The organism is Aeromicrobium sp. SORGH_AS_0981 (assembly GCF_031453195.1).
Lineage (GTDB): Bacteria > Actinomycetota > Actinomycetes > Propionibacteriales > Nocardioidaceae > Aeromicrobium.
Window position 1 is genome coordinate 2,144,425 of sequence record NZ_JAVIZD010000001.1, and the last position, 14,023, is coordinate 2,158,447.

At 71.1% G+C, this 14,023-nt stretch carries 10 protein-coding genes and 1 pseudogene; 7 read left to right on the plus strand and 4 right to left on the minus strand.

What is annotated here, in order from left to right; all coding sequences use genetic code 11:
* Positions 1-40: 40 nt before the first annotated feature.
* On the minus strand, positions 41-1,048 hold the full coding sequence (locus QE370_RS10830; RefSeq protein ID WP_083516415.1) for a glycosyltransferase family 2 protein: 1,008 nt from the start codon (positions 1,046-1,048) through the stop codon (positions 41-43).
* A gap of 160 nt (positions 1,049-1,208) precedes the next feature.
* On the opposite strand from QE370_RS10830, the gene glf reads away from it, so the two are divergent.
* Complete coding sequence (gene glf / locus QE370_RS10835; protein ID WP_067858856.1) at positions 1,209-2,366, plus strand: UDP-galactopyranose mutase; 1,158 nt, start codon at positions 1,209-1,211, stop codon at positions 2,364-2,366.
* 80 nt (positions 2,367-2,446) lie between these two features.
* Here the strand turns inward: glf and QE370_RS10840 are convergent, their stop codons facing one another.
* Positions 2,447-3,571: a hypothetical protein gene (locus QE370_RS10840; RefSeq protein ID WP_309634354.1), complete on the minus strand. Its 1,125-nt coding sequence runs from the start codon at positions 3,569-3,571 to the stop codon at positions 2,447-2,449.
* Between the two features lie 926 nt (positions 3,572-4,497).
* Here QE370_RS10840 and QE370_RS10845 point away from each other — a divergent pair.
* From QE370_RS10845 to QE370_RS10855, 3 genes are read left to right on the plus strand one after another with little or no spacing between them, the layout of a single operon-like run.
* Positions 4,498-5,721 (plus strand): glycosyltransferase, encoded by a 1,224-nt coding sequence (locus tag QE370_RS10845; RefSeq protein ID WP_309634355.1) that lies wholly within the window; start codon positions 4,498-4,500, stop codon positions 5,719-5,721.
* 2 nt (positions 5,722-5,723) lie between these two features.
* A complete protein-coding gene (locus tag QE370_RS10850) occupies positions 5,724-6,959 on the plus strand; it encodes a polysaccharide pyruvyl transferase family protein (protein ID WP_309634356.1) in 1,236 nt (411 codons plus the stop codon).
* On the plus strand, positions 6,949-7,920 hold the full coding sequence (locus QE370_RS10855; RefSeq protein ID WP_253022948.1) for a lysylphosphatidylglycerol synthase domain-containing protein: 972 nt from the start codon (positions 6,949-6,951) through the stop codon (positions 7,918-7,920). The genes QE370_RS10850 and QE370_RS10855 overlap by 11 nt, the downstream gene beginning before the upstream one ends.
* Positions 7,921-7,971: 51 nt before the next feature.
* Here the strand turns inward: QE370_RS10855 and QE370_RS10860 are convergent, their stop codons facing one another.
* A complete protein-coding gene (locus QE370_RS10860; protein ID WP_253022950.1) occupies positions 7,972-9,882 on the minus strand; it encodes a glycosyltransferase in 1,911 nt (636 codons plus the stop codon).
* A 158-nt stretch (positions 9,883-10,040) separates the two neighbouring features.
* On the opposite strand from QE370_RS10860, the pseudogene QE370_RS10865 reads away from it, so the two are divergent.
* Positions 10,041-10,688 (plus strand): annotated as a pseudogene (locus QE370_RS10865) (2-C-methyl-D-erythritol 4-phosphate cytidylyltransferase); the annotation flags it as partial.
* Positions 10,689-10,709: 21 nt separating this feature from the next.
* Here the strand turns inward: QE370_RS10865 and QE370_RS10870 are convergent.
* Positions 10,710-11,690, minus strand: a complete 981-nt coding sequence (locus tag QE370_RS10870; protein ID WP_309634357.1) for a glycosyltransferase — start codon at positions 11,688-11,690, stop codon at positions 10,710-10,712.
* 61 nt (positions 11,691-11,751) lie between these two features.
* Here QE370_RS10870 and QE370_RS10875 point away from each other — a divergent pair, with 61 nt between their 5' ends.
* Both QE370_RS10875 and QE370_RS10880 read left to right on the plus strand, forming a co-directional pair.
* On the plus strand, positions 11,752-13,098 hold the full coding sequence (locus tag QE370_RS10875; protein WP_309634358.1) for a potassium transporter TrkG: 1,347 nt from the start codon (positions 11,752-11,754) through the stop codon (positions 13,096-13,098).
* Positions 13,091-13,765 (plus strand): TrkA family potassium uptake protein, encoded by a 675-nt coding sequence (locus QE370_RS10880; protein ID WP_067858832.1) that lies wholly within the window; start codon positions 13,091-13,093, stop codon positions 13,763-13,765. The genes QE370_RS10875 and QE370_RS10880 overlap by 8 nt, the downstream gene beginning before the upstream one ends.
* Positions 13,766-14,023 lie beyond the last annotated feature (258 nt).

Consider the following 14,023-nt stretch of genomic DNA (forward strand, 5'->3'; position numbering starts at 1 on the left):
GCCACTCGGCCGCCGTGCTCAGGCGCGGCCCGAGCGGTGCTCAGTCGTGGTGGAGGCCGCGCGGGCTGACGTGCACCTCGTCGGGACGGTGCGGGTCGAGCAGCCGCTCGTCGGCGTACTGCACCAGCTTGATGCGCTCCATGGCGTCCTCGAGCAGTACCCGGTTCGTCCGCAGCATGTCGGAGATCACCAGCAGCGCCACGCAGAGCAGGGCCGCGACGAGCATGCCGACGCCGAACACCAGCGACTGGATGTTGCCGGAGCCGGCGCCCTGGAGGTACAGGACCAGGAACCGCACGAACGGGATGGCCGCGGCGAGGGAGAACACGAGCGCGAGCGTCGTGAACACCGCGTACGGCTTGAACATGATGTAGCTGCGGATGATGGCCTGGCCGGAGCGGGCCATGTGCTGGAAGATGTTGGAGAACAGCCGCGACTCGCGAGTCTTGGGGTTCGTGCGGATCGGCACGCTCGCGATGCGCAGCCGCTTGTTGCCGGCCTGGATGATCGTCTCCATGCAGTAGCTGAACTGCGTGACGACGTTCAGCCGGATCAGCGACTCGCGCGAGTACGCGCGGAAGCCGCTGGCGGCGTCGGGCAGGTCGGTCTCGGCCGCGTAGTTGACCACCTTGCTGCCGAAGGACTGCATGACCTTCTTGAACGGCGAGAAGTGCTCGATGGTCTTGGTCTGCCGGTCGCCGATCGCGATGTCGGCCTCGCCGCGCAGCAGCGGCTGCACCAGCTCGGCGATGCTCTGCTGCGGGTACTGGTTGTCGCCGTCGGTGTTCACGACGATGTCCGCACCGTGCTGCAGCGCGTAGTCGACGCCGTCGCGGAAGGAGCGGGCCAGTCCCATGTTGCGGGTGTGGAACACGAAGTGCTGGACACCGTGCTCGCGGGCGACCTCGACCGTGCGGTCGCTGGAGCCATCGTCGATGACGAGGACGAAGATCTCGTCGATGCCGTCGATCTGCTGCGGGATCGACGAGAGGACGAGGGGGAGGGTCGCCTCCTCGTTGAGGCAGGGGACCTGCACGAACAGTCGCATGAGTTCCTTCCAGGAGGCCGTGGGACGGCCCGGACGATCCTACCGGCCGGAGCACGCCGGTCCAGCCTGCGGGGCGCTGGCGCGGCGCGTCACGCGGGTCGGGCGGCGTCGGGCGCCGGGTAGACTGCAGCGTCCCTCGCCACCAACGCAAGGAGTGCACATGGACGCCGACCTCGTGGTCGTCGGATCGGGATTCTTCGGACTGACCATCGCCGAGCGGGTCGCCCGTGAGCTGGGTCGCAAGGTCGTCGTCATCGACCGACGGGACCACGTCGGCGGCAACGCCTACTCCGAGGACGACCCGGAGACCGGGATCGAGGTGCACCGCTACGGCGCCCACCTCTTCCACACCTCCAACGAGACCGTGTGGGAGTACGTCAACCGGTTCACGACCTTCACCGGGTACCAGCACCGCGTGTACACGAACCACGCCGGCGTCGTGTACCCGCTGCCCATCAACCTGGGCACCATCAACCAGTTCTTCTCGGCCGCCTACTCGCCCGACGAGGCGCGCGCCGTGATCGCCGAGCAGGCCGGGGAGTTCGACACCGCGTCGGCGGCCAACCTCGAGGAGAAGGCCATCTCGCTGATCGGCCGCCCGCTGTACGAGGCGTTCATCCGCGACTACACGGCCAAGCAGTGGCAGACCGACCCCACGCAGCTGCCCGCGGAGATCATCACCCGCCTGCCCGTGCGGTACACGTACGACAACCGCTACTTCAACGACACCCACGAGGGCCTGCCGACGCAGGGGTACACGCGCTGGCTCGAGAACATGGCCGACCACCCGAACATCGAGGTGCGGCTCGGCGTCGACTTCTTCGACGCCGACCAGCCGGTCAGCAAGGCCTCGACCGTCGGACAGGTGCCGGTCGTCTACACCGGCGCCGTCGACCGCTACTTCGACTACGCCGAGGGCGAGCTGTCGTGGCGCACGCTCGACTTCGAGCGCGAGGTGCTGCCCACGGGCGACTTCCAGGGCACGTCGGTGATGAACTACCCGGACTCGCAGTACCCGTACACGCGTATCCACGAGTTCCGCCACTTCCACCCCGAGCGCACGTCCTACCCCGACGACAAGACCGTGATCATGCGGGAGTTCTCGCGGTTCGCCGAGCGCACGGACGAGCCGTACTACCCGGTCAACACCGACGCCGACCGCGAGCGCCTCCTGGCCTACCGCACCCTCACCGAGGGGGAGCAGGACGTCTTCTTCGGCGGCCGGCTCGGCACCTACCAGTACCTCGACATGCACATGGCCATCGGCTCCGCGCTGTCGATGTTCCGCAACCAGGTCGGACCGCTGCTCGGCGCCTGAGGCCGCGCGCAGCACCGACGACGACGCCCTCGTCGCGACCACGGTCGCGACGAGGGCGTCGTCGTACGGTCGGCCGGGGACTAGGGCTGGGAGGTCAGCTCGACGCCGCGCTCGCGCAGCCGCTCCGCGACCGTCGGGTCGAGGACGTACAGCGAGTAGCCGTAGTTGTCCGAGCCGGCGACGCGCGGTGCGTCGGTCGGGTTGGTCCAGCCGTTGCACGCCACGACGGCCGGCTCGTCGCCGGTGAGCTCGTCGGTCGCGTCGACCAGGTCGACGTCGCGATCGGCGAACCAGAAGCCGACCCAGTTGGTGGCGACGTTGCGCTGGCTGGAGACCGGGCAGTCGATCAGCATCGAGACGGGGGTGTCGCCGCCGTCGACGGTGTCGATCTTCTCGAGGGCCTGCTCGATCCGGTAGGGCGCGTCACGCGTCTGGTAGGGGTTGCCGTACCAGGACAGCGCCACGGCGCCGACGGCGAGCACGACGAACAGCACGCGGGGTCGCGACGCCAGCAGCAGGATCACGACGAGCGAGACCACGACCAGCAGGGAGCCCCAGGCCCAGATCTGGTTGTCGTTCGTGAACGTCGGGAAGAGCGGAAGCCGGAACGGCTCGAGGTCGCGGAACCGCAGGAGCGGGTAGATGCCGGCGTTGTTCGCCGGGCCGTAGTTCGAGCCCCACGTCGGGACGATGCGGATCGCCCAGGCGACGGTGCCCGCCACCACGACGAGCGCGAGCCCGAGGCCGACGGCGGCGGTGCGCCGGTCGAGGCGTCGGATCACGGCGGCCAGGCCGACCAGCACGACGCCGGTGATGAACGGGTCGATGTAGCGCGTGTACGTCCACGAGTCGAAGCGCGGGCCGTCGGGGTAGACGTGCGACGTGGTCGACGACCACGCCACGAACGACAGCAGCGCGGCGGCCACGCCGAGTCCCCACACGAAGCCGTCGGGCCCGACCGCGCGGCGCACCCGCAGGTCCGACCAGGTGTGCCGCGTGAGGACGAGACCGCCGATGACGACCAGGCCGAGCGTCGCGCACAGCTGGGCCCACGTCTGGACCAGGCTGACGCGGGCGAAGATGCCCCCGAGCGACGTCAGCTTGCCGAGCAGCGACGTGCCCTGCCCGAAGCCGTCGACCGTGACCTCGCTGACGACGAGACCGGCGAGCCAGGCGACGAGGCGCTGGCCGACGCCGAGCAGCACCAGGGCCGACCAGCGCGGTCTGCCAGCGGCGTCGCACGAGCAGCAGCAGCCAGATGCCGGCGACCAGCACGAGCACCAGGGCCCGCGCGTGCGTGAAGTAGGCGAGCAGCGTCGCGAGGACGAACCAGCCGACGTTGGGGACCGTCGGTCGGTCCCACAGCCGGTACGCCGCGACCATCGCCCATGCCGCGAACAGCGCGAGGGACTGCTCGGCGAGCACGTAGTCGGAGACGGCGGTGCGCGCGGGCAGCAGCATCACGACGCTGGCGGCCGCGATCGCCTGCGGCGTCGTGAGGCCCACGCGACGGCCGAGGAAGGTCAGCGGGACGACGGTGAGCAGCCCGACCAGGATGTTGACGTGGATCGCCGCGGCGTAGACCGTGGCGCCGTCCTGCGTGAACCACCAGATCGGCGCGAGGAACAGGCCCGCGCCCGGGTAGTAGCCGAGCGACAGGGTCTTCGTCACCGTCCCCTCGCCGGACAGCAGCCGCGACGCCTGCAGCACGCCGATCTCGTCGTAGGGGGTGCGGGGTGCGGCGGCGGACAGGGCCACGTAGAGGTTCAGCAGGACCAGGCCGACGAGCAGGCCCACCGACACGACCCACCAGAAGCGGGCGTGGGCGGGCGTGGCGCCGGCGGGGTCGATCAGCTCGCGGTCGACGCTGCCGCGTCCGCTCTGCTGCTGCGGCGTGGTCTCGCGCAAGGAGGCTCCCTCGTCAGGTCGTGAAGATCATCGACGATGCTATCCGGCGGCCCTGTGGGGGCGCGGCGAGCCCTTCGGCGTCCCCGGGGCCGTGGGCCCGCGCTGCTAGGGTGGGGTGGCTCCGATCGTCGGTCGGGCAGCCAGCAGACCGCCCGTTCAGCGGGAGTGACAGCGAGACGAGACGGGCGTGCCGCAGCACGCCCGGGGACGGGGACGAAGCACCGTGCACCTCCTCGTGGTCGCCTCCACCTTCCCGGCGCACGACGCCGACCCCGTGCCCGCCTTCGTCCGCGACCAGGTGCTCGCCCTCCGGGCGGAGGATCCGTCGCTGCGGGTCACGGTGCTGGCGCCGCACGACCGCCGGTCGGGCACGCGGACGTCGACCCGGCACGCCGACTACGACGAGCACCGTTTCCACTACGCGTGGCCGCGCGGTGCCGAGCAGCTCGCCGGCCGGGGCATCATGCCCACGCTGCAGGCCAAGCCGTGGCTCCTGCCCACCGTCCTCACCCTCTTCGTCGGCGAGTTCCTCGCCCTGTGGTCGCTGGTGCGCCGCGAGCGCCCCGACGTCGTCTATGCCCACTGGTTCACCCCGCAGGCCGTCGTCGCGCGCTGGGTCGGGCGGCTGACCGGCACGCCGTTCGTGTTCACCACCCACGCCTCCGACGTCAGCGTCTGGTGGAAGATCCCGTGGCTCGGGCCCCGCGTGGTCCGCTCCCACGCCGTGCGTGCCCGGCGCATCACGGCGGTGAGCCGACGCTCCATGGACAAGCTCCGGGCCTTCTTCGACGACGACGCCTGGGCGGCGCTCGAGCCCCGCACCCGCATCATCCCGATGGGGGTCGACCTGCCCGACGCCGAGGAGCCGTCCGTCGGCCCGGGCGAGCGCGTGCTCTTCGTCGGCCGGCTGGCCGAGAAGAAGGGCGTCGCATACCTGCTCGAGGCGCTCGCCGAGGTGCGTCGCACCCGGCCGCAGGTCACGCTCACCGTCACCGGCGACGGACCGCTGCGCGGCGACCTCGAGCAGCGGGCCGCCGAGCTCGGTCTCGGCGCCGACGCCGTGCGGTTCACCGGCTACCTCACGGGCGCCGACAAGGCAGCCCTCTTCGCGGACCACGGCACCTACGTGGTCCCCTCGATCATCACCGACAGCGGCGACGCCGAGGGCCTGCCCGTGGCCCTCATGGAGGGCCTCGCCGTCGGTCAGGTGTGCATCGCCACCGCAGAGAGCGGTGCCGACGACTTCCTCGTCGACGGCGAGAACGGCTACCTGGTCGGTGAGCGCGACAGCGCCGCCCTGGCCCGGGCGCTCACCGCCGCCGTCGACCTGGACGACGCACGACGCGCACGCATGGGACACGAGGCGATGCGGACCGCCCGACAGTTCCACTGGCCCACCGTGGCCCGTGCCCATCTCGATTTCCTGTTCGCGGACGAAGGAGTGTGACCGTGGCTCGCCGCATCCTGCTGATGAACAGCGACCTCGCAGCCAACCGAGGGGACCGGGCGATCGCCGAGGGCATCGTGGCCCTGGTGCGCTCGCGCGACCCCGAGGCCCGCATCACCGGCATCTCGCAGTACCCCGAGCGCGACGGCCGGTGGTACGACATCGACGTCCTCGACATGGACTTCCAGTCGCTGTCGCCGCTCGCCTGGCTGCGGCTGCTCCGCGAGGCGCGGCGTCACGATGTCGTGCTCTGGGGCGGCGGGGAGATCCTCAAGGACTACACGAACAAGGCCGCCCTCTGGTACTGGGTGGTCAAGATGACGGTGCTCTCCTTCGTCAACCGCAAGGTCGTGGGTGCGTTCCAGGGCATCGGCCCCACGCGGTCCGCGTCGAGCCGGCGCCTGATCGCCCTCGTCGTCGGCCGCTGCCGCCGCTTCATCGTCCGCGACGACGAGTCGCGCGACAAGCTGCTCGGCTGGGGCGTCGACCCCGACCGGGTGCTCGCGGCGTCGGACCCGGCCGTGCTGCCCCGTCCCGAGCCGATGTCGGAGGAGCTGCGCGCCTCGCTCGTGGCCACCTACGGCCTCGCCGACGACTTCTTCGACGACGTCGTCTGCATCGGCCCGCGCGACTGGTTCCACTACAAGCAGAGCGGACTGCTGCCGTTCAAGTACCGCCAGGCGCTGCTGCGGCGCCTCGGCCGCGACGTCACGGTCGGCGACGAGCGGCACGAGGCCTACCTCGCCTCGTTGCGCAGCACGGTCCGTGAGGTCGCCCAGGCGTCCGGCTCGCGGCTGCTGTTCCTGCCGATGCACATGGGGGAGGCCGACACCGCGCTCTGCCACGACCTCGCGGCCGCGGTCGGCGACCTGACCCAGACCTGCGTGCTCGACCAGGACGACCTGGGGCCGGCCGAGCTGCGCTCGGTCATCTCCTCGGCACGTGCCATGGTCGGCTTCCGCCTGCACTCGAACATCATCGCGATCAGCTCCGGCGTACCGTCGATCAACGTGTACTACGTCGACAAGGGCCGGGTCTTCTTCGACCAGGTGGGCATGAGCCGGTACGCGCTCCCGATCGAGGACGCGCTCGAGGACGGCTTCGGCGCGCGGGTCGGCGGTCTGCTGACCACGCTGCTGGCGGAGTCCGACGAGGTGCGGGCCTCCCTGGAGGAGGCGACCGCGGCCCAGCGCGCGTCGGTCGCCGCGGCCTACGACGAGGCACTCCGTGTCCTCTAGGGTCCGCCTCGCGCTCGTCACGACGTTCGTCGTCCTGGTCGTCGTCTTCTTCGCGCTCTACCTGCACGACCTCGACTGGTCCGTGCTCGGCGACCTGACGTTCACGTGGTGGCTCGTCGTCCTCGCCTCGCTCGTCTCGCTCGCGTTCCGGTTCTGGGGCGTGATGATCTGGGCGCTCATCCTGCGCGACCTCGGCGCCCCGCGGCTGCCACGGTTCCCCGTGCTCGCCGACATCTACGCGAAGGCGTGGATGGGGCGCTACATCCCGGGCACGGTCGCGTGGATCGGCGGCAAGATCTACCTCGCCAGCCAGCAGGGCATCGCCAAGAGCCGGCTCGCCGTCTCGTCGCTGCTCGAGGCGGGCATGCAGATCGTGGCGTCCATGTTCGTCGCGCTGCTCATCCTCGGCCTCGACCCCCGGCTCGACGTCATCTCCACGACGATGAAGGCGTTCATGGTGGGCCTGGCGCTCGCCATGCTCCTCATCCTCGTGCCGCCGGTCTTCAACCGGGCGACGCGGTTCGCGTTCCGCCTGATCAAGCGTGAGTCGGCGCTCGCGGAGGTCCGCACGAACGCGACCGCCACGATCCGCTCGTTCGTGCTCTACAGCATCGGCACGGTGCTGGCGGGCAGCAGCTACTTCTTCCTCACCAAGGCGATGTACCCGCAGATCAACGCGGCCGACGACTTCTGGTTCATCGTGGGCGCGTTCACGCTCGCCGGTGCGCTCGGGATGGCGACGCCGCTGCTGCCCAGCGGCATCGGCGTGCGCGACGGCGTCCAGCTCGTGCTGCTCTCGCTCATCATGCCGAGCGAGTTCGCCCTCGCGATCACGGTGGCGAGCCGGCTGTGGTCGGCGCTGGTCGACCTGCTGTTCCTCGGGACGGCCGTCCTCGGCCGCAAGCTCTTCGCCCGGCACGACACCGTGCCGGGCCCGGTCGCCCCGCCGCCCGCGGGCTGACCCGCGGGCCGGTGGACCCGCAGCGACCGGGACCGCAGCGGGCGAACCGGGTCAGCCGCGGTCGCGGCTGGTGCCGAAGGTGTCCTTCCAGGCCTCGGCCGAGGTGACCTCCGGCAGCGCCTCGCGGTACTCGCGCGCCAGCCGGTCCCAGTTCTTGCGCAGCTCGGCGTGCAGGCGGCGGCTCTCGCGCCACAGGCGGCGGAACGTCGCCCGGTCGCGGCGGTACAGCGACTGACCGCGTCCGTCGGCGCTGGAGATCAGGGCCGAGTCGTAGGCCGGCACGCGCCACCACGTGGCGTCGCCCTTGGCCAGCTCGACCTGCGGACGCTCGACGTTGCCCTGGGGCACCTCGGTGCGCCAGTGCCGCGACGCGGCCTTCGCCGTGAACAGCGCCAGGCGGGGGCCCCGCGGCTCGCGGTCGAACTTCGGCGGGAACACCCGCTTGCCCTCCCACGTGTCGGGGAGCTTCTCGGGGTCGCTGATGACCTGCGTCTCGACGAAGTCGCGCGTCGCTGCGCGCAGCTCCGGCATCGTGCCGGCCATGGTCGGGTGCAGGTGGCTCGGACCCTTGAGCAGGTCGCGGATCGCGCGGTGGCGCAGCGTCGCCGCGTAGTACTGCATGGTCAGCAGGTGCTTGAGGTCGATGCGGCCGGAGTTGCTCAGCAGCTTGCCGCCGCCCGGGTGCGGGGAGTGCAGCAGACCGGTGAGGAGGCGGTTGCGGGCGTGGTAGTACGCCTGCCAGTCCTGCGAGTCGTCCTTGTCGACCCACGACACGTGCCACAGCGCGCTGCCCGGCAGGGAGACGGTGCGGTAGCCGTGCTCGCGGGCGCGCAGGGCGTACTCGGCGTCGTCCCACTTGATGAAGACCGGCAGGGACAGCCCGATCTCGCGGATCACCTCGGTGGGGATCATGCACATCCACCAGCCGTTGTAGTCCGGGTCGAGGCGCTGGTGCATCCAGGGCGTCTGCCGCAGGTTCGCGCGCCGGAAGTCGTGGCGCATCTGCTCGGGCAGCGCCGAGCGCCACATGAAGTAGTAGGTGTCGACCGTCTCCGACAGCGCGTGCAGGATCGGCTTGTCGAGCAGGTCGAACATGTGGCTGCCGACGATGGTGGGCGTGCGGCAGAAGCGCGAGAACTGCACCGAGCGGCGGATGCTCTCCGGCTCCACCTCGACGTCGTCGTCGAGCAGCAGGAGGAAGTCGCTGCGCCCGGCGTCGACGGTCTCGAGCATCGCGCGGGAGAAGCCGCCCGACCCACCGAGGTTCGGCTGGTCGACGATCTGCAGCTGGTCGCCCAGCGCGGCGGCCACGTCGGGGAAGCCGGGCTGGTCGGCGACCTTCTGGTCGCCCTGGTCGACGACGTAGACGACGTCGACCTCGCGCAGCACCTCGGGCTGGTCGGCGAGCGTGCGCAGCGTCGTGACGCAGTAGTCGGGCTTGTTGAAGGTCGTGATGCCGAGCGACGTGTTGCCGGTCCGCATCGGCTCGTCGTCCGTGCTCCAGTCGCCGCCCTCGAGCACCACCGGCTCGTCGCCCGCGACGATGTCGAACCAGTACCAGCCGCCGTCGCCGAAGTTGCGGATCGGCAGGTCGAAGACGCTCTCGGTGACGCCGCTCAGGTCGTTGGTGGCGACCCGCTGCTGCACGCCCTGCGCGTTCGAGCGGTAGACGATGATGCTGCCCTCGCCCTGGGTGCGCACCGTCAGGCGCACCGAGCCGACGACCGTCCAGCGCTGCCAGTACGCCGCCGGGAACGCGTTGAAGTAGCTGGCGAAGGACACCCGGCGCGACGTGCGGACCCGGAAGCGGTCGCGGCCCAGGATGTCGTTCGCGTGCGCGTCGTCGCTCACCCGCAGCGGCTTGCCCCGGACGGCCGTCCAGACCTCGGGGTCGGCGTAGAGCGGCAGGATGTCGGGGTCCCGCTCGAGGGGGAAGAGGACGCGCTGCAGCAGGTGGGGCATAGGTCAGGAGTCTCCGAGGTCGACGGTCCGCGGCCGGGCGACGGGCGGCGGCATGCGCGTCCGAGCCTAGTACGCCGGTTGCTGCGCTACGCTCACCGGCGTGGCAGAGCGTCGGACGTGGGCGATCGTGCTCGCCGGCGGGCTCGGGCTGCGGGTCGGCGCCGACCGGCCCAAGCAGCTGCTCGACCTCGCCGGGCCGCAGCGTGCTGCAGCGCAGCGTGGCCGCCCTGCGCGACCACCCCGCGGTCGACGACGTCGTCCTGGTCGCGCCCGTCGCGTGGCGCGCGGTCGTCGAGGAGCACGTGGGGCCCGGGCTGCGGGTCGTCGACGGCGGACGCGAGCGGCACGACAGCACCCGGGCGGGGCTCGCGGCCCTGCTCGAGGCCGGCGCGAGCGCGGGGGACAGGGTCCTGGTGCACGACGCCGCCCGGCCGCTCGTGAGCGCCCGCATCGTCGGCGACGTGGTGCGCGCGCTCGAGGAGCACGACGTCGTCGCCGTGCTGGTCCCGACGCCCGACACGATCGTGCAGGTCGACCCGACGACGGGACTGCCGACCGCGCCGCTCCCGCGCGCGACCCTGCGTCGCCACCAGACGCCCCAGGGCTTCACCGTGGGGGTGCTGGACGAGGCGCACCGCCGTGCGTCCTCCGACCCGGCCGTGCAGGTGACCGACGACTGCACGCTGGCGATCGCGCTCGTGCCCGACGTCCGCGTGGGCGTCGTCGAGGGAGACCCCGAGAACCTCAAGATCACCGACGCGACCGACCTCGTCGTGGCCCGCGCGCTGCTCGCGGCGCGCCCGTAGCCGGGCGCCGACGCCGACCGGTCAGTGCGGCGGAGGCGGCACCTCGGCGGGATCCATGGGGCGCCAGGTGCGGTCGCGCCAGATGCGGCGCGACGCCCGCGCCCCGCGCACGAGGTCGCCGACGCCGTGCAGCGTGTGCTGCACGACCACGAGCCGGAAGACCTCCTTGGCGAAGGTCAGCAGCGTGCCGAGCGCGAAGCCGACCCGGTGCAGCTGCCCGTGCTCGGCGAAGTAGCGGCCCACGTACGCGCGGTTGCGCATGACGTGGAAGCGGAAGAGCGGGCTGCCGTCGTTCAGGTGTCGCACGCCGAGGTTCACCTGCTGCTGCTCGCGCTTGCGCTGCAGCACGAACGCGTCCATGTAGACGACGTCGGTGTGCTGGGCCGCGAGCCACGCGTACGCGGCGTCGTCCCACGTGATGAAGAAGCGCGGGTCCGGCAGGCCGATCGTGCGCACGACGTCGGCGTGGATCAGCATGCCCTCGAACGTGCCCGAGTTCGTGATCGCGTAGCCCTCGGCGTCGAAGGTGCGTCGGAAGCCGTACGGCAGCGGCACGCCGAGGAACTGGTTGAACTTGGCCTGCCAGTAGAACGGAGAGCCGTCGAAGTCGTAGCGCCGGCCGTGGATGACGCGGAACCGCTCCATGGCTGGCGCGAACCGCTCCAGCGCCTCGGGCAGGATCTCGACGTCGTCGTCCATGAGCCACACCCACTCCGCGCCCAGCTCGAGCGCGGTGCGCGTGCCCTCGCAGAACCCGCCCGAGCCGCCCGTGTTGGTGTCGAGGCGACGGTCGACGAGGACGCCCTCGGGGAACCAGCCGGCGGCCTCGGCGACGACGTCGGGCGTGTCGTCGGTGCTGGCGTTGTCGACGACCACGATGCGCCACGGCGGCACGGTGAGCGCGGTGGCGCTGCGCAGCAGGTCGGCCAGGTACGTCGACCTGTTGTAGGTGACGATGACGATGGCCAGCCGGGCGGCAGGCGAGGCGGGGACGTCGGACATCCGCGTCAGACTATCGGCCGATCCAGGCCAGGTGGCCGGGTGGGGCGGGTACCGTCGTCCCGTGCCCCGACCGAGGATCCCGGCTGCCATCGCGCACCCCGTGCGTCTGCTGCCCCTCACCTTCTTCGCCCTCATCGTGCTCGGCACCCTCCTGCTGCTCCTGCCCGTCGCGCGCAGCGCCGAGGGTCGGGCCGACCTCGTCGACGCGTTCTTCACGTCCGCGTCGGCCGTGACGGTGACCGGTCTGGCCAGCGTCGACACCTCGACCTACTGGAGCCCCACCGGGCAGGCGATCATCCTCGTCCTCGTCGAGATCGGCGGGCTCGGCATCGTCGCCCTCGCGACCGTGCTCGGCCTGTTCATCGGCGGGCGTCTCGGCCTGCGCACGCGCCTCGTCGCCCAGGCCGACATGCACGTCGTCAACATCGGCGAGGTGCGGCCCCTGTTCCGCCGCGTGGCCGTGACCATGTTCGGGTTCCAGGCCGTCATCGCGGCGATCCTCACCACGCGGTACCGGCTCGCGTACTTCGACGACCTGCCGACCGCCCTCTGGCACGGCGTGTTCGACTCCGTGATGGCGTTCAACAACGCCGGCTTCTCGCTCAACAGCGACAGCCTGGTCGGCTACGCCGGCGACGGGCTCATCATCATCCCCGTCTGCGTCGCGGTGTTCATCGGCGCGATGGGCTTCCCGGTGCTCGCCGAGCTGTTCAAGGAGTGGCGGACGCCCGACCGCTGGACGATCCACACCCGACTGACGGTGTGGGGCTCCCTGGGCCTGCTCGTCTTCGGCGCGCTCACCTTCCTCGCGCTGGAGTGGGCGAACCCCGAGACCCTCGCGCCGATGTCGGTGCACGACAAGCTGGTCACCGGGATCGAGGGCGGCATCATGCCGCGCTCCGGCGGGCTCAACAGCTTCGACTGGGGTGCCGTGTCGGGGGAGACCCTCGCCATCGGCACCATCCTGATGTTCATCGGTGGCGGCAGCGCCAGCACCGCGGGCGGCATCAAGGTGACGACCTTCCTGCTGCTCGCGTTCGTCATCCTGGCCGAGCTGCGCGGCGACCCCGAGGTGACGGTCGGCAACCGGTCGGTCGGCCCCGCGGTCGTGCGGACGGCGCTCAGCATCGCGCTGCTGTCGGTGATGCTCGTGACGTCGATGACGCTGTTCATCATGATCCTGACCGACTTCCCGTTCGACGAGGTCCTGTTCGAGACGACGTCGGCGTTCGCGACCGTCGGGCTGAGCACCGGCCTGACCCCGCAGCTGCCCGACAGCGCGAAGCTGGTGCTCGCCGTCTTGATGTTCATCGGCCGAGTGGGCACGATTGCGGCGGCGTCGGCGTTCGTCCTGAGACGGCGTGCACCGCGCTACCACCTTCCCGAGGAGCAACCGATCATTGGCTAAGAAGAAGGACACCGCACCCAACGCGCCCGTCATCGTCCTCGGGCTCGGCCGCTTCGGCACCGCCGTGGCGCGCTCCCTCGTGCACCTGGGGCACGACGTCCTGGCCGTCGACGAGCGCCCGGAGATCGTGCAGCGCTACGCCAGCGACTTCACGCACGTCGTCGCTGCCGACACCACCGACACGGAGGCGCTGCGCCAGATCGGCGCCGAGCAGTTCGAGGTGGCCGTCGTCGGGATCGGCACCGACATCGAGGCGAGCGTGCTGACCGTGCTCGGCCTGCTCGACCTCGGCGTCAAGGAGGTGTGGGCCAAGGCCATCAGCGGCAAGCACGCCGCCATCCTCGAGCGCGTCGGCGCCACCCACGTGATCCGACCCGAGTCGCAGATGGGCAAGCGCGTCGCCCACCTCGTCACCGGCACCATGACCGACTTCATCGAGTTCGACGACGGCTTCGCCATCGCCCGCACCCGCGCCCCCGAGTGCACCGTCGACCGCACCCTCACCGACTCCGACGTGCGCCGCAAGTACGGCGTCACCATCGTCGGCGTGAAGACCCGCGGCCAGGACTTCACCTACGCCCAGGCCGACACCTTCGTCACCACCGGCGACGAGCTGATCGTCTCCGGCCCCACCTCCAAGGTCGAGGAGTACTGCGCGCTGGGGTGAGGGGTCCTTGGCTGCGTCGTCCTGCGGCTGAGCTGGCAGGGCTCTTCGCTCGGGTGGGGCTGCGCTGGCGCGGCTTCTCCCTGGGGTGGGGCTGCGCCGGCGCGGCTTCGACTCGTCCTGCGCTCCGCAAGGGCCTCGACCGGGCGGCTGGCAGCGGCGGCGGCGCCGGTTCTCGGGCTGCGGGTTGGTGCTGGGTTGACGCAAGAGTCTGCGTCTGCGCGTGCCGTCGGTGGATCTGCAACCTTCTGAGCGCTCTAC